This window comes from Nitratireductor sp. GCM10026969 (assembly GCF_042660605.1).
Classification (GTDB): Bacteria; Pseudomonadota; Alphaproteobacteria; order Rhizobiales; family Rhizobiaceae; genus Chelativorans.
The window spans coordinates 37,041-51,960 of record NZ_JBHSUM010000010.1; the positions used below are offsets into that span (position 1 = coordinate 37,041).

General features: G+C 64.6%; 14 protein-coding genes. 5 read left to right on the forward strand and 9 right to left on the reverse strand.

Annotation, left to right across the window (positions count from 1 at the left end):
- Positions 1-6 precede the first annotated feature (6 nt).
- The 4 genes from ACFP9U_RS04430 to ACFP9U_RS04445 all read left to right on the forward strand — a co-directional run bounded on the left by ACFP9U_RS04430 (position 7) and on the right by ACFP9U_RS04445 (position 3,374).
- Complete coding sequence (locus ACFP9U_RS04430; protein WP_378619327.1) at positions 7-960, forward strand: carbohydrate kinase family protein; 954 nt, start codon at positions 7-9, stop codon at positions 958-960.
- Between the two features lie 16 nt (positions 961-976).
- Positions 977-1,654, forward strand: a complete 678-nt coding sequence (locus ACFP9U_RS04435) for a hypothetical protein (protein WP_378619328.1) — start codon at positions 977-979, stop codon at positions 1,652-1,654.
- Position 1,655: 1 nt separating this feature from the next.
- Complete coding sequence (locus ACFP9U_RS04440; protein WP_378619330.1) at positions 1,656-2,270, forward strand: hypothetical protein; 615 nt, start codon at positions 1,656-1,658, stop codon at positions 2,268-2,270.
- Between the two features lie 66 nt (positions 2,271-2,336).
- A complete protein-coding gene (locus ACFP9U_RS04445) occupies positions 2,337-3,374 on the forward strand; it encodes a zinc-dependent dehydrogenase (protein WP_378619332.1) in 1,038 nt (345 codons plus the stop codon).
- Between the two features lie 388 nt (positions 3,375-3,762).
- On the opposite strand, the gene ACFP9U_RS04450 is transcribed toward ACFP9U_RS04445, so the two are convergent.
- The 8 genes from ACFP9U_RS04450 to ACFP9U_RS04485 all read right to left on the reverse strand — a co-directional run bounded on the left by ACFP9U_RS04450 (position 3,763) and on the right by ACFP9U_RS04485 (position 13,181).
- Positions 3,763-4,572 carry a mechanosensitive ion channel family protein gene (locus ACFP9U_RS04450; RefSeq protein ID WP_378619334.1) on the reverse strand — a complete coding sequence of 270 codons (810 nt, stop codon included), beginning with the start codon at positions 4,570-4,572 and terminating at the stop codon, positions 3,763-3,765.
- Positions 4,573-4,727: 155 nt separating this feature from the next.
- On the reverse strand, positions 4,728-5,606 hold the full coding sequence (locus tag ACFP9U_RS04455; RefSeq protein WP_378619336.1) for an SMP-30/gluconolactonase/LRE family protein: 879 nt from the start codon (positions 5,604-5,606) through the stop codon (positions 4,728-4,730).
- Positions 5,607-5,638: 32 nt separating this feature from the next.
- Positions 5,639-6,589 carry a 3-keto-5-aminohexanoate cleavage protein gene (locus tag ACFP9U_RS04460; RefSeq protein WP_378619338.1) on the reverse strand — a complete coding sequence of 317 codons (951 nt, stop codon included), beginning with the start codon at positions 6,587-6,589 and terminating at the stop codon, positions 5,639-5,641.
- Positions 6,586-7,530 carry a 3-hydroxyacyl-CoA dehydrogenase gene (locus ACFP9U_RS04465; protein WP_378619339.1) on the reverse strand — a complete coding sequence of 315 codons (945 nt, stop codon included), beginning with the start codon at positions 7,528-7,530 and terminating at the stop codon, positions 6,586-6,588. The genes ACFP9U_RS04460 and ACFP9U_RS04465 overlap by 4 nt, the downstream gene beginning before the upstream one ends.
- Before the next feature lie 13 nt (positions 7,531-7,543).
- Positions 7,544-8,350 carry an SDR family oxidoreductase gene (locus ACFP9U_RS04470; RefSeq protein ID WP_378619341.1) on the reverse strand — a complete coding sequence of 269 codons (807 nt, stop codon included), beginning with the start codon at positions 8,348-8,350 and terminating at the stop codon, positions 7,544-7,546.
- Positions 8,351-8,366: 16 nt separating this feature from the next.
- Positions 8,367-10,436, reverse strand: a complete 2,070-nt coding sequence (locus ACFP9U_RS04475; protein ID WP_378619342.1) for an ABC transporter permease — start codon at positions 10,434-10,436, stop codon at positions 8,367-8,369.
- Positions 10,433-11,968 carry a sugar ABC transporter ATP-binding protein gene (locus ACFP9U_RS04480; RefSeq protein ID WP_378619344.1) on the reverse strand — a complete coding sequence of 512 codons (1,536 nt, stop codon included), beginning with the start codon at positions 11,966-11,968 and terminating at the stop codon, positions 10,433-10,435. The genes ACFP9U_RS04475 and ACFP9U_RS04480 overlap by 4 nt, the downstream gene beginning before the upstream one ends.
- An 82-nt stretch (positions 11,969-12,050) precedes the next feature.
- Complete coding sequence (locus ACFP9U_RS04485; protein WP_378619346.1) at positions 12,051-13,181, reverse strand: sugar ABC transporter substrate-binding protein; 1,131 nt, start codon at positions 13,179-13,181, stop codon at positions 12,051-12,053.
- A 214-nt stretch (positions 13,182-13,395) separates the two neighbouring features.
- Here ACFP9U_RS04485 and ACFP9U_RS04490 point away from each other — a divergent pair, with 214 nt between their 5' ends.
- Positions 13,396-14,067: a GntR family transcriptional regulator gene (locus tag ACFP9U_RS04490; protein ID WP_378619347.1), complete on the forward strand. Its 672-nt coding sequence runs from the start codon at positions 13,396-13,398 to the stop codon at positions 14,065-14,067.
- A 66-nt stretch (positions 14,068-14,133) separates the two neighbouring features.
- On the opposite strand, the gene ACFP9U_RS04495 is transcribed toward ACFP9U_RS04490, so the two are convergent.
- A complete protein-coding gene (locus ACFP9U_RS04495) occupies positions 14,134-14,844 on the reverse strand; it encodes a transcriptional regulator NanR (RefSeq protein WP_378619349.1) in 711 nt (236 codons plus the stop codon).
- Positions 14,845-14,920 lie beyond the last annotated feature (76 nt).

The window sequence follows — 14,920 nt, forward strand, 5'->3', positions numbered from 1 at the left end:
AAGAGAATGTTCGACTACACGCCCATGGGTTTCTACACCTTCGACGCGCTCTGTCGTCCGGTGAACGACCTCCCGCCGGGCGGCGGCACGCGTTTCGTCGACGATTTCACGCTCGCCGTTTCAGGCGCCGCGGGCTCGGCGGCGATCGTGGCCGCCAAGCACGGTCTCAGCGTGCAGGCCGTGGGAGGGGTCGGCTGCGACGACATGGGCGACTGGGTGCTCATGAAACTCGGGACGTTCGGCATCGATACCGACATGATGCAGCGTTGCGCCGGCTACTACACCTCCTCCAGCATCGTCACCACGCGTCCCGACGGTGCCCGCCCTGCCCTACACAAGAAAGGAGCGACCGGCGGCTTCTTCGTCGACGACAGCCAGATCGACCGGGTGCTCGACACCAAGATCCTGCATATCGGCGGGGTTGGCCTGATGGACCGGATGGACAAGGGCCGCAATGCCGAAATCATGGCCGAAGCGAAGAAGCGCGGCTGTATCACCACGCTCGACGTCTTTGCCTCGACGCCGGACGATCTGCCATTGATCCGGCCGCTCCTGGCCAGCACGGATTTCTTCATGCCGTCCGAAGAGGAAGCCATGGCGCTGTCGGGCCTCACGGACTTCGAAGAAATCGCCGAATTCCTGCTGGACCAGGGCGTGGGTGCGGTCATCCTGACGATGGGTGCCCAGGGTGCGATGTACCGCAGTCGCCAGGGAACCAGGATCGACATTCCCGCCTATGACATCGATGTGATCTGCACCTGCGGCTGCGGCGACTGTTTCAACGCGGGCTTTGCAACGGGTCTGCATCTCGGCCGGCCCATCGAGACCTGCATTCGCCTCGGCCAGGCGAGCTCGGCGCAGAATGCGATGGGCCTCGGCTCGCAGGCGGTCGTGAAGGATCTTAAAACCACGCTTTCGTTTATGGAAAAAACGCCCGTGCGAGAATATGCTTCCGCCTGAAATCCAGGAGGCCCGTATGAGACATCTGCCTACGCTGCCAGATCCGGGCGAACTTGCGTTGCCGCTGCGAGACTTCGTGCGCGGGCTGCGCCAGAAGACGGCTCCGTCCCGTTCGCGCCTGAAACCCGCACTGGAACTCCTGCCGACGCCGTTGCGCGACCGGCTGGAGCAGATCGCCCGCGATTTTTCGGAGGGCGAAGTCGCTTCCATGCGGGTTCGCAATCCCGGGGACGCGGTGATCGCCCGTGCTGCGGCAGGTCTCAAAGGCGCGGACGTGGCGAGTGCCGAAATGGCCGCGGCCACGGCGTTCGGCACCGCGGTTCTCCTCAAAGCCGCGGGCAAATCCGACCTGCTGATCAGCGAAACCGTCGCGGCGATTTGCTGGTATGAGGCAAGGCACTCCCCCCATCGTGCCGTGACCTACATGCACGCGTTGAACGAGCGGGAACTTGTCGGAACGGCGCCCGGGCTGGCGCACGGCGCCATTCACCTTGGCGAAGCAGACCATCGCCGAATCTATCTGGCACTGGTTCTGTGGCTCCTGGCGGACCGGTCGATCTCCGGCGTCGCCGAAGCGGATCTATTGAACATTTCCCGCTGGCTTGCGGACGATGTCGCGGACGAGGTCGATTCATGCCGGCATCAGCCGGACCGGCTGGAACGCCTGCTGCGCGAGCACGCCGAGAGGATCTGACATGAAGCGGTCTCTCAGCCTGCTCGAGGACAATCCGCTGCCGATCCGCAAGGCGATCCGGCGCGCGCGCTGGTTCGTCTCCTCCTTTCGCGACTTCGTGGATGCCGTGGGCGAAGAAACCCAACAGGACTTCACCCTTGACGAAGCGAAGCTGATCTCCGCCTTCACGAGCTGGTATCGCGCTTTCGAGAGCCAGAAAGACAAGGCACAGGACCACAGGCTGGAATACGTCACCTTCGCGGCGGGCCTGATGTTGAGGGAACTGATACGCTTCGCGCCACTGTCCGCCGCTACGCAATCGCGCGAGGATCCCGACGAGCCCGCGCATTTCTGGCCCGAAGGGTATGTCTATCTGTCCTTCTGCCTCGCCGTGCGCGCCGCCGTCATCGAACAGGATTTCTCGATTGCCTCCGATATCGCGCCCGAGCTTGGCGATATCCGCACCTGGTGGTCGTTTCGCGAGAACACGTTCGAGGACAGGAATCTGGCCATCGCCTTCCTGGAACTCTTTGCCGGCGAAACACCGAATTGGACAACGCCCGGCATTTTTCTGTCAGATGATGGTCCGAAGCTTCCCCCGGCATCCCCTCCGCCACGGATGAAAAGCCACAGATAGGGATCCGGTCCGGCACGTCTCCACACGGTGAGACAGCTTGCCGGTCACACAAAAAGGATAACGATCGTGAAGGCTGCAGTTCTGACGGCTCCCAACGAAATCGGTCTGCGTACGACCGAAGATCCGCAGCCGTCACCGGGGGACGTGCTGATCCGCGTGCGCGCCGCAACCATCTGCGGCACGGACATCCGCATCTTTCGCGGGCGGAAGACGGCCGGCGTCCGCTATCCCTCCATCCTCGGGCACGAGTTTGCCGGCGAGGTCATCGACACGGGCGGCCACGCTTCGCTGAAAAAGGGAGACCGCGTCGGCCTGTGCCCTTTTATCGCCTGCGGGCGGTGCCACCTGTGCAAGCGCGGGATGGAAAACCTGTGCACGAACGGCGTTGCCGTCGGCTACGAGATCGACGGGGCCTTCGCCGAGATCATCCGCATCCCGGCACAGGCGGTGATTGCGGGCAACCTGCGTCACCTGCCCGACGAGATGGGTTTCGATGAGGCCGCGCTGGTAGAACCGCTTGCCTGTGTCTTGAACGGACAGAACAAGATCGGGCTGTCGAGCGCGGATACGGTCGCGGTGCTGGGCGCCGGGCCGATCGGGCTTCTGCACGTGCAGCTTGCGCGGTTGCGCGGGGCGGCACGAATCATTTCCTCGGATCCGAACGCGCATCGACGGACGGCCGCCCTCGCCGGCGGTGCCGACGCGGTTGTCGATCCCACCGCCGAAAACGTGGTGGAACGTATGCGCGCGGAAACGGACGGGCGCGGCGCGGACGTGGTGATCTGCGCCATCGGCGTCCCGGCGCTCGCGCGGCAGGCGACCGACCTTGCCGCCCACGGTGGTCGGATAAGCCTTTTCGCGGGGTTCTCCAAAGGCGAACTTGCCGAGATGGACGTGAACGCCATCCACTACAGGGAACTGACCATCACCGGTGCGTTCGGCCTGTCGCGCCGTGACTACGACCGGGCCTTCGACATGATCGCGTCGAGACGGCTGGATCTTCGACCGCTCATCACCCATCGCTACGGGCTTGATCGCGTTCACGACGCCTTCGCAAGGGCAGAAAGCGGTAAGGCCATAAAGGTGGCCATCCTCGACGCGTAAGGCGGAACGCGTCGACCCTCCCATCGGCGGCGGCCGCAACCGGGCGCGGAATTTTCCGGCTTTCTACAATCGGCCGATGGTTTGTTCCGGCATCTCCCCATCCAGTGGGCACCGGCACCTCCTCATCCAGCGGGAAGAAGAACGCTCCGGCGCGACACGGATATGGAATAGCACCCGGCCACAGCAGTTCTGCCAGGCGCGAAAGCATTATGGCCGTCCTTCCGGGGCCCATTTCCGCCACGACCACGGTTTCGACCCCGCTCCGTGCCGCCGTTACTCCGAGCGCGGCATTCGGCACCGTTTGCGGTCAGCAATCATTTGGAGCCGTAGGGGGCGGGCCGCCCGAGCGGCCACCCGACGTGCAACAGCCGTGCCGGGCGGCGGTTTCTCATGAAGCTTTCTTCTGGATCTCGACCGAATGCGGGTAGGGAATGGTCACGCCGCCCTTGTCGAAGGCTTCCTTCACGCGCTTGGTCATGTCGAATTTCAGGTCCCAGTAGTCGGCGGCGCTACACCAGAGCCGCACGCCCAGATCCACCGAGGAGTCCCCCAGATTGACCAGCCGCACCCAGGGAGCGGGGTCGTCGTGAACACGCTCGTCCTTGGCCGCGAGGTCGGTGATCATCTTCATCGCCTTGTCCGCATCATCGTCGTAATCGATGTTGAAGGTCAGATCGAGCCGGCGCGTCGCGTGGGCCGAGAAATTGGTGATGACGGCGCCCCAGGCCTTCCCGTTGGGCATGATGATCTGGACATTGTCGGGCGTCACCAATTCGGTCATGAAAAGGTTGAGATCCTTCACGGTTCCGGCGGTGCCGTCGATATCGACGTACTGGCCGATCCGATACGGCCGGAACGCCATCAGCATGACGCCGGCGGCGAGATCCGAGAGCGTCCCCTGGAGCGCGAGGCCAATGGCCAATGTCGCGGCGCCGAGCACGGCTACGAGGCTGGTCGCCTGAAACCCGAACAGCTGCAGCACCGCAATGAGGACAACCGCCAGGATCAGCCATTTCACCATCGAGGCGAAAAAGCCGCCGATCGTATCGTCGAACCGCGGGCTTCTTTCGACGCGGCGCCGAACGAGCCCGCTTGCCACGCCGGCGACGACCCACCCGACGACCAGGAACACCAGCGCCTGAAGGACGTTGATGAGCAGCGGCCAGTATGCGCCCGCCTCTTCGTAAAGCCCCTCCATGATCCCTCTCCATTGTTCGTGGAAGATGGATGCCAGCATAGCGGGTATGGCCGAGTCGGACAAAGTCGGCGGGGAAGCTCTTGAGACGCCTCGTCCTCAAGAACGCCACGCATCTTCAAGATCGGGACGCAAGCGCCGCCCCGTACCGCAATGCATTAGCCGGCAAAGCGCGGCTCGGGCACGCCCCGGATCCCCAGCCCGGTGATGGCGAACAGGCTGCCGCGCAGCACGCCGTCACCGGGAAAGCGCGGCAGGGGCGGCTTGGCCATGGAGGTGACGTAGAGGATGTCGAGGTTCGGCCCGCCGAACATGACGCTGGTGACCTTTTTCACCGGCATCTCGATGACACGCTCGACCGCACCGTCCGGCGTGTAGCGGACGATTTTCCCGTCATAGACGAGCGCGTTCCACAGGCATCCTTCCGAATCCACCGTCGAGCCGTCGGCTGCACCGCCATTGCTGGTGTCGACCTTGGTGAAGGTTCGGCGATTGGAGACGTTGCCTGTCCGCTGATCGTAATCGTAGGCCCAGATCTCGCCCGTCCAGGTATCGGCGAAGTAGAAGGTGTCTCCGTCCGGGCTCCAGCACGGGCCGTTCGAACAGATGATGCCGCTGTCGATCCTGGTCACGGTGAAATCGGGATCGAGCCGGTAGAGCGCGCCGGAGGGGCCCTCCTCCATCGTGTCCATGGAGCCGGCGAAGAACCGGCCTTGCCGGTCCACCTTGCCGTCGTTCAGGCGGTTGGCGGAAAGATCCGGCTCGGGATCGTGAATCAGTTCCACCGCGCCGGTCTTGAAGTCCAGCGTGTGAAAGCCGCGGGCAAGCGAGATGATCGCGCCCTCGCCGTCCTTGCGCAGAGCCATCGAGCCGATCTTCATCGGCACGTCCCAGGCGCGGATCTCGCGGCCGTCGGCGGTGGAGCGGAAGACGCGGCCGTCGAAACTGTCGATCCAGTAGAGCCGCTCCTGCTCCACGTCCCACAACGGCCCCTCGCCCAGCGTCGTCTTCACGTCCACGACAACATCGATCTTCATTGCATTTCCTCCTCTCGAGCGTTCATGAAGCGTCAGAACGCCACCTTGTCTCCACCCTTCAGTTCCAGGACCTCGCGCGCCTCGTCGGGCGTCGCGACGGCCATTCCGAGCCCTTCGATGATCTTGCGTGCCAATAAGACCTGCTCAGCGTTGGATTTAGCGAGCCTGCCCTTGCCCGCCCACAGGCTGTCCTCCAGCCCGACGCGGATGTTGCCGCCCATGGCGGCGGCTTGCGCGGCGATGCGCAACTGGCTGGCACCGGCGCCGAGGACGGACCAGCGGAAATCTTTCCCGAACAGCCGGTCGGCCGTGCGCTTCATATGCGCCACGTCCTCCGGATGCGTGCCGATGCCGCCGAGCAGGCCGAAGACGGACTGCACGAAGAAGGGCGGCTTCACCAGGCCGCGATCGGCGAAATGGGCGAGATTGTAGAGGTGGGCGATATCGTAGCACTCGAACTCGAAGCGCGTGCCGTTGTCGTAGCAGGTCGCCAGGATGTACTCGATATCCTTGAAGCTGTTGCGGAAAACCAGGTCGCGGGTAGCCTCGAGGTGCTGCTTTTCCCAATCGAACTTGAAGTCCTTGTACTTGTCGATCAGGTGGTAGAGGCCGAAATTGATGGAGCCCATGTTGAGCGAGGCGACCTCCGGCTTGAACCGTTCTGCCGGCCTTACCCGCTCCTCCACCTTCATATAGGGGCTGCCGCCGGTGGTGATGTTGATGGCGGCATTGGTGTTCTGCTTGATGCGCGGCAGAAAACGGGCGAAGGCCTCCGGCGTCTGGTCCGGCCTGCCGGTCTCGGGGTCGCGGGCGTGAAGGTGGAGGATGGCCGCGCCGGCTTCAGCCGCGGCAATCGCTTCCTCGGCGATCTGGTCCGGCGTGATCGGCAGGTATGGCGACATGGTGGGCGTGTGGATCGCACCGGTGATCGCACAGGTAATGACGACCTTGCCGGCCGGTGCGGCCTTGGTCTCAGCATTCATTCTTCGAACTCCTCGGCAGCTTTCTTCTTGTGGGCGGCGAGCGCCATCAGGCGGCGATCGCGCCAGACCTGGCGATCCTGCAGGGCGTCGGCGGGCAGCCGGGCGCGGCGTTCGGCCTCCACGCGGTCCATGACTGCGCCCGCCCAGTCGACCCGGTGTTGCACCTGCGCGAAGATGCGTTCATAGATTTTCTGGTAGCGCTCGGCATAATCGCGCACGCCGCCCGGCGCGTTGAGGTCTATGGTCTCGAAGGGTCCCATAAAGGACCAGCGCAGCGCCAACCCCTCGCGAATGCCGGTGTCCACGTCCTCCACGCTCGCATAGCCTTCGGCCACCAGCCGGAAGGCCTCTTCCAAAAGCGCACCCTGCATACGGTTCATGATGAAGCCGTCGAGCTCGCGCTTCATGACCAGCGGGGCGTGACCGGCCGAAACCAGGAATGCGCGGGTGCGCTCGACCGTTTCGGCGGATGTCCACGGCGCCGGCACGACCTCCGCGGCGGGCACGAGATAAGGAGGGTTGATCGGGTGGACGACGAGGCAGCGCGCGCGGTGCTTCAGGCTCTCGGTAAAGGCGGAAGGCAGCAGTGCCGAGGTGGAGCTGGCCACGACGGCCGAGGGCGCCACGACCGCGTCTAGGCGCTTGAAGATCTCGATCTTGGTGTCGAGCACCTCCGGCGTGTTCTCCTGCACGTGGTCGGCCTCGGCCACGGCATCCTCGAGGTTGTCGGCAACGGCGATGCGCCCGAGGACGATGTCCGGCGTCTGCCCGTTCAAAAGGTCGTTGTGCTGCAGGTCGAAAAGCACGCCGGCGATATAGCCGCACGCCCGCCGCCCTGCTTCCGAATCCCGGTCCCACAGATGCACCGCGTGGCCGGCGCGGGCAAAGCTGATGGCCCACGCCCTGCCGATAAAGCCGCTGCCGATGATGGCGGTCTTCATTACCCTCGCCTCCTCAAAGCGTTTCCACGTTGCCGTCGACGGCGAGCGACTGGCCGGAGACATTGATGCCGGCCTCCGACAGCAGGAAGGCGACCATCGTCGCCACGTCATAGGGGCTCGTCATGCGGCGCAGCGAGATGTTCTGGAGGTAGCGCTGGGTCATCTCCTCCTGCGAAATGCCGAGCTGGCCGGCGCGGGCGGAAATGACGCTTTCGATGCGCGGCCCCTCGATGATGCCCGGCAGGATGGCGTTGACCCGGATGCCGAGCGGGCCGAGTTCCTTGGCGAGGCTCTGGGTGAACCCGACGACGCCGAACTTTGCCGAGGAATAGGGCGTGCGGTAGGCATATCCATGCCGGCCGGCCGCCGACGACATGTTGATGATGGACCCGCCACCGGCCGCCTTCAGCAGGGGCACCGCACGGCGGGCGCACAGGAACTGGCCGGTGAGGCAGACGTCGATGCAGCGTCGCCACTCCATAGGGTCGATCTCGTCCACGCCGCCCGTCGGACCGGCGATGCCCGCATTGTTGATCAGGGCATCCAGGCCGCCCAAGGTGGACGCAGCCGCCTCGAACAGGCGGTCGACACCCGATTCGTCGGTGACGTCGGCGTGCAGAGCGACTTCCGGCGCATAGGCCTTCCGGGCATCGTCAAGCGCGGTCTCGGAAACGTCACAGATGGCGATCCGCGCGCCGAGCCTTGCGAGCGTCTCGCCGATCGCGAAGCCGATGCCGGCTCCGCCGGCGGTGATCACAATACGCTGGCCGGCAAGGCCACGCAGAAATTCCTCAACCGATACCGGCGCCTTGTTGGTCATTCCTCATCCCTCACTTTCATGTCCGCTTCTCGCGCAGCGCCACCACGGCAAGCAACACCACGAGACCGTAGAGGATCGCCCGCGTCGCGTAAGGCAGGTTGGTGCCGGCAAGCAGCATCTGCAGGGCCGTCAGAAGAAGGACGCCGCCGAGCATGCCGAGGTAGTGCCCGCGCCCGCCGGTGATCAGCGCGCCGCCGACCACGACGACGGCGATCGAAGGCAGCAGGTAGTCGTCGCCCATGCCGAGGCTCGCCTGGCCGGAAAAACCCGTCAGAAGCACGCCCACGAGCCCGGCGCAGAAGCCGGAAAGCGTGTAGACCAGGAGCAGGGTCCGATCGACCGAGATGCCCGACAGCCTTGCCGCCCGCAGCCCGTTGCCGATGGCGTAGACACGGCGTCCGAAGGCTGTCTTGCCGAGAAGCAGCACGGCCCCGACCACGAAGAGAAACAGGAACGGGACGACCGGGGTCACCGGGCCGATCCTGCCGGTCATGAACCAGCGCAGCATGGGCGCGGCGAAACCGGCAGGCGTGCCTTGCGAGTAAAGCAGCGCAAAACCCTGCAGGATGCCGTTCATGGCGAGCGTCATCACGATCGGCGAAATGCCCAGAAAGACGACACCGACACCGTTGGCGAAACCGATCAGCGCCGCCATCGCCAATACGAGCGGCAGGGCGTAGACGAGCGCGGCATCCGAGCCGTTCACCATGCCGGCCAGAACGATGCCGCTGATGCCGACGACCCAGGGCACGGAAAGGTCGAGACCGCCGGTCAGGATCACCGTGCCCTGGCCGAGCGCCAGCAACGCCAGGAAGCTCGACAGGACGGCGAGCGAGTTCCAGTAGGTCGGGCTGAAGACGGTGCGGCCCAGCCACAGTTGCGTGACGAGGATGACGAGCACCAGGCAGACATAGGCGGGCAATGCGAAACGGAGCGTCTCGCGGTGGCGCTCGAAGAAGCCGTGCCCCACGGCGGGATCGGTCTTCGGCGAACCCAGAAACGTTTTCAGGCGCCGGTCTGTCCGGTCGAGTTGCCGGGGCAATGTGCCCCGGCGGCGTGCGGAGACATAATCGCCAAACGTGCGCAGGTGATTGGCCAGCTCGGAACTGCGCGAGACGGAGCCGGCGAGCACGGCGAGAATGAGGATCGTTCCCTCGGCGATGGTCGAATAGTAGGCCGACACGTTGAGGACGAGCAGGATGTTGACGACCATCATTAGGATGTAGGCGCCGAACACGGTACCCACCGGCCCGCCCTTGCCGCCGCCGAGCCGTGTGCCGCCGACGACCACCGCCGCGAACATCGACAGGAGCAGCGAATTGCCTACCAGGGGATCGCCGCTGCCCGTCTGGGCGCTGATGAAGACACCGGCCAGGCCGTAGCAGCCACCGGCGATCACATAGACCATGAAGCGCACGAAGACGACGCGCACGCCGGCCGCCGCGGCTGCGTCAGGATCGCTGCCGACCGCATAGAGCGCGGGGCCGAAACGCGTGTTCTTCAGCCACAGCCAGGCGACGATGACGGCCAGGATCAGCGCCACCGGCATGGGCAGAAAACCGGGGATCGCATCGCCCAGATAGAAGGCGCCGAGGTCGGGCGAGACGAAGCCGCCGGGCTTGTCCATGACGAGCAGCGTGATACCCTGGAGGATGAACATGGTCGACAGCGTGACGACGATGGGCTGGAGCCGCAGAACGGCGACGAAGAAGCCGTTGAAGGCGCCGGTCAGCATGCCGATTCCGATGCCTGCAAGCGTCCACAGAACGACGCTCGGGCCGGTCGTCATCGGGTCCATGCTCTGGGCGAGCACGACATTGACCAGCGAGATCACCGCGCCTGCCGACAGATCGAAGCCGCCGGACAGGATCACGAGGGTCTGGCCGACCGAGGCCAGCGCCAGCGTGGCGCCGCCGCTCGACAGGAAGGAAATGTCGAAATAGGTGAGCGGTCCGCTGCTGACGAAATTGACGAGGCCCAAAAGCGCCAGGAAGACGAAGAATGCAATCAGCACCCCCCTATTGTCCGCGCCCAACCGGGCAATGGTCGCCCTTCCGCCGGGCGAAGGAATTGTGGCGCTGCTCATTCGGCCGCCTCCCTGGCCACGGCGTCATGACCCAGGGCGGGGCGCATGATCGCGCCTTCCGACAAATCCCCTGCGGAGAGCTCGGCGGCCACACGCCCGTCGTAAAGCACCAGCACCCGGTCACTAAGGTGGACAAGTTCCGGGATCTCGGTCGAGTGCAGGAGGATCGAGCCACCCGCCTCCACATAGTTGCGCATCATCTGGTAAAGCTCGTGTTTGGTGCCGACGTCGATACCGCGGGTGGGATCGAAGAGGAGCAGGATGCGGCTCTCGGCCACCAGCCATTTGGCAATTGCGATCTTCTGCTGGTTGCCGCCGGAAAACGCCCCGGCCGGTGTCCACAGCGCCCGCTCGTCCACCTCGACGGTCGAAAAGGCGGACCGGACGGCCTGGGTTTCCGCATCCTTGCGGATGAAGCCGCGGCTGGTGAAGCGGTCGATCACCGGAAGGGACGCGTTGGTCCTGCCATTCAATTTGAGAAACAGGCCCTCGGTCTTGCGGTCCTCCGGCACCAGGCCGATGGCGATGTTGGGCCGGATGGCATCGGCCGGCGAGGCGAAGGAGACCTTTCGCCCGTCCACCAGGATCTCGCCGCCGTCCACCCGCTCCATACCGTAGCAGGCCAGGAAGAGGTCGAGCTGTCCCATCCCCTGCAGGCCGGCGACGCCGAGGATTTCGCCGCGGTGAAGGTCGAAGCTGACGTCGCGGAGCTTGGCGCCGGCCTTGAGCTGCCGCACGCCGAGCACGGCCTCGCCCGTCTTTTGCGTGTCGGGTCGGGCGGGAAAGGTCTGCGCCATGCTGCGGCCGATGATATTCTCGATCACCTGCGCGTCTGTGATCGCATCGACCGGGCTCGTGACAATGTGCCGGCCGTTGCGCAGGATGGTCAGCGTATCGCAGAAGGCGCGGACCTCGCGCATGCGATGAGTGATGAAGACGATCGTCGTACCGTCCGCCTTCAACCGTGCAATGATATCAGCCAACCAGTCCACGTCGCTGCCGGCGAGCGTGGAGGTCGGCTCGTCCAGGAGCAGGATGCGCGGCTTGCGGTAAATCGCCCGCGCGATCTCGATCTTCTGCTGGACCGCGAGATCCAGCGTATCGGCGCGCGTGTCGAGATCGACCGCAAGGCCCAGCTCCTCGAAATGGCGGCGAACGTCCCGCCGTGCCGCCGCGCGGCGGATCAGGCCGGTCGCGCCCATCGGCGCATAGGGCATCAGCATGTTGTCCAGCACGCTGAGATCCGGCACCAGGGTCATTTCCTGGAACGCGGTCTGGACGCCGTGGCGATGGGCCACCCGCGGGCTGTTCAACGCCACCTTCTTGCCGCAGATCTCGATGCGCCCCCGGTCAGGCCGCAGAAGCCCGGAGAGCAGCTTGACGACTGTCGATTTGCCGGCTCCGTTTTCCCCGAGCAGCGCATGAACACTGCCTTCGGCGATCTCGAAGGAGACACCGTCGACGGCTTTCGTGGCGCCGAAGGCCTTGTGGATATCGGCGACGTCGACCGCCACCCGTTTCGCCTCGCTCATTCGTCCTGTCCGCTTTTCCGGGACGGGCGCATGCGCACCCGTCCCATCCCAGGCACGGGATGGTCGTCCATCCCTGCGGCGATTATTCCTCGGGCTGGCCGACCAGAGCGGCGTTGAGGCCGATCTCCGGTGTTTTTTCCGAGAAGATCGAGGCGAACCAGCCCGGGTTCGAGACGAGCGCCGGCTTGAAGGCGTTGCAGCCCTCCTTCATCTCCTTCCAGCTTCCTTCCTCACAGAGCTCAATGGTCTCGTTGGTGACGACGGGCAGCGGCAGCGTCGTGCGCTTCGGCACGTCCTCTCCCTCGAGGGCGGCGACCGCGAGCTTCAGGGCGAGCGCACCGGAATAAGGCGGAGAGGCATAGGAGATGCGCGGCGCGCCCAGCGGCGCATAGGGCATCGAGGCACCTTCCACCTCGGTGTCGGGCGGCAGCATCTGGATGCGACCGCCATTGGAGCCTTCGCCGGCGCACGGCAGCAGGTCCTCGGGCGCCCTGCCCGCCTCGAGCTGCATGGCGTTGGCGGTGAAGCAGCCGACCTGCATCCACAATCCGTCGATTTCGTCCCAGTTGCGGGTGGAAAGGATCTTTGACAGTTCCGTGCGGGCGACGGCCTGGCTCCACATACCGACGGCCTCGCCGACGATGTTGATATTGGGATGCTCGGCGAACACCTCCTTTGCCGCCCTGGTACGCTGCTCGTCGACGGAGGTGCCGGGCACCCCGGTCACGGCAATGATATTGCCCTCGCCGCCGAGCTCGTCCACCAGCCAGTTTGCGGTCACGCGGCCGGCTTCCTCCTGGTCGATCGTGATGTTGTAGGCGCAAGGCTCGGTGATCTCGCCGTCATAGGCGAAGACCTTCACGCCCTTGTCGCAGGCGTTCTTGACCACCTGGTTGAGGGCCGTTGGGGAAATGGGAAAGACGAGGATGGCGTCGGCGCCGGCCTGCACCATGGCATTGATCTGCTGGATCTGACGCTGCGCGTTGGGGCCGGCCACCTGCACCTGGAGGTCCACCCTGTCGGCATAATCCGGATGCGCGGCCATGGCCTTGATCATGTTGGCGGCTTCAGCCTGCCAATCATTGCCGATGTAGCTCATGCTGAGGAAAATCTTGTGCTTTTCCTCCTGGGCCTGGGCTCCGGCGACGCCGAGGGCCGCAGCCGCCGTCCCCGCCAGCAGAGCGAGTCGTCTGGCGATCGATGCGAAATCCATGTCGTGTCCTCCCTGATTTGATCCTGCGAACGGCCTCCCTTCGGCCTTTGAACGGGCCTTGCCATTCGCGGTTTCTGACCGTAGCATCTTTTGATCAAAGATCAATGATGGAAAACTTGATCAGAGGAAGTGGGAAAACCTTGACTGCGCACGGCGAAAGCCTGCATCGGAAAGGCGGCGACCGGCCGGAAGGCAGACACGAAGAGGGGCTGGAGTGGTGTTCAAGAAGGCGGGCGTGGAGATCACGCCCCTGTCCCGGGAGACCCTGCAGGACCGGGTCCACCGCTACATCACGGAACTGATTCTCGACGGCAGCATCGTTCCGGGCGAGACCGTCACCATTCAGAGCCTGGCCGATGCCTTCGGCGTAAGCCCGATGCCGGTGCGCGAGGCGCTGAGACGGCTCACCGCCGCCAATGCGCTGACGGTCGTTTCAGGCCGCTCCATCGGCATCCCGGCGCTCAGCCGCGCCCGCCTGACCGATCTCAGGAACGTGCGCAGCGCCATCGAACCCATCGCCGCAGGCTGGGCGGCCGAACGTATCGACGCTGATGGCCTTGCCGTCTTGCGCCAGCATCTGGACGCCCTCGAAAGCGCCAACGCGGCAGGCGACGTGAAGGCCTATCTGCGCGCCAACTACACCTTCCATTTCGCCATCTACCGCGCGGCCGGCTCGGAAAACATCCTGAAGATCATCGAGAATCTGTGGCTGCAGATCAGCCCCTATTTCAACATGCTCGACGATTCGGGAAACTATTCGACGGCCAACGAGCACCACCAGGCGATGTTTGCCGCGCTCGCCAATCGCGACGCCGAGGCCGTACAGGCCGCCATCCGCGCCGACATCGACGCCGCCTTCCATATCCTGATGAATATGCTTGACTGACGGCGCAAGCCCACGGTCTTCTGCCAGGACGAGGCTCGGTCGCCGCGACGCGCCACTTGAATCGTGTCAGTCGTGATATCTGTAGAGGTCGGCGGAGCGGTCGAGATGCGAGCGCATCGCCGCGGCCGCCTGCTCGGGGTCCCCCTCTTCAATGCAGGCGACGATCTCCTCGTGCTCGCTCAGCGTCACGTTCTCCTGACCGGACCAGAAGAGAAGGTCCGTGTGATAGTTGAAAAGCCAGTTCAACATGGCGTCGCTGATCGCCGCGAAGATGGGGTTGTCGGACAGGCTGGCGATCCTGCGATGGAAGGCCATGTCGGCCTTTATGAAGGCCGCCGCGTCGCCGAGCCTGGACCTCTGCTCCTTAACCAGCCGCTTCAGGTCTTCGATGTCGGCCGGTTGCGCCCGTTCCGTGGCGATGCGGATCATGCCGAGCTCGAACAGGCGGCGCGCCTCCTTCAGATGTTCCAGATTGTCGGGCGATGCCGACAGGAGCATGCGTGCCACCATATCCATCTGCCGGAACATCATGTCGGCCGAAAGCTCGCTGACGCGCGCCCGCTCGCCATGCGAAATCGTGATCAGCCCCAGCGTATGCATGGACTGCATGGCCTCCCGGACGGCGGGACGGCCAACGCCGAAACGCTCCATGAGCTCACGCTCCGACGGCATGAGATCACCGGGCCCCAGCTCGCCGCGCACGATCATCTCGCGCAGCCGCTCCAGAACCTGGTCCGACAGCTTGCGCCGTACGATCTTGCTATCTTCGGCGTTCAAGCCGTTCCATCTATCCATCGAGCTCATGCTTCGCGTCGATTCACCCGGCATCCTGTTTCGTCAGCCTGTCGGTTTC

What these genes read in the sequence shown, in the direction of transcription:
- ACFP9U_RS04430 (WP_378619327.1), top strand. Translation starts at nt 7, where the DNA reads ATGTTCGACTACACGCCCATGGGTTTCTACACCTTCGACGCGCTCTGT.
- ACFP9U_RS04450 (WP_378619334.1), bottom strand. Translation starts at nt 4,572, where the DNA reads ATGGAGGGGCTTTACGAAGAGGCGGGCGCATACTGGCCGCTGCTCATC.
- ACFP9U_RS04470 (WP_378619341.1), bottom strand. Translation starts at nt 8,350, where the DNA reads ATGACCAACAAGGCGCCGGTATCGGTTGAGGAATTTCTGCGTGGCCTT.
- ACFP9U_RS04455 (WP_378619336.1), bottom strand. Translation starts at nt 5,606, where the DNA reads ATGAAGATCGATGTTGTCGTGGACGTGAAGACGACGCTGGGCGAGGGG.
- ACFP9U_RS04460 (WP_378619338.1), bottom strand. Translation starts at nt 6,589, where the DNA reads ATGAATGCTGAGACCAAGGCCGCACCGGCCGGCAAGGTCGTCATTACC.
- ACFP9U_RS04485 (WP_378619346.1), bottom strand. Translation starts at nt 13,181, where the DNA reads ATGGATTTCGCATCGATCGCCAGACGACTCGCTCTGCTGGCGGGGACG.
- ACFP9U_RS04475 (WP_378619342.1), bottom strand. Translation starts at nt 10,436, where the DNA reads ATGAGCAGCGCCACAATTCCTTCGCCCGGCGGAAGGGCGACCATTGCC.
- ACFP9U_RS04440 (WP_378619330.1), top strand. Translation starts at nt 1,656, where the DNA reads ATGAAGCGGTCTCTCAGCCTGCTCGAGGACAATCCGCTGCCGATCCGC.
- ACFP9U_RS04435 (WP_378619328.1), top strand. Translation starts at nt 977, where the DNA reads ATGAGACATCTGCCTACGCTGCCAGATCCGGGCGAACTTGCGTTGCCG.
- ACFP9U_RS04465 (WP_378619339.1), bottom strand. Translation starts at nt 7,530, where the DNA reads ATGAAGACCGCCATCATCGGCAGCGGCTTTATCGGCAGGGCGTGGGCC.
- ACFP9U_RS04480 (WP_378619344.1), bottom strand. Translation starts at nt 11,968, where the DNA reads ATGAGCGAGGCGAAACGGGTGGCGGTCGACGTCGCCGATATCCACAAG.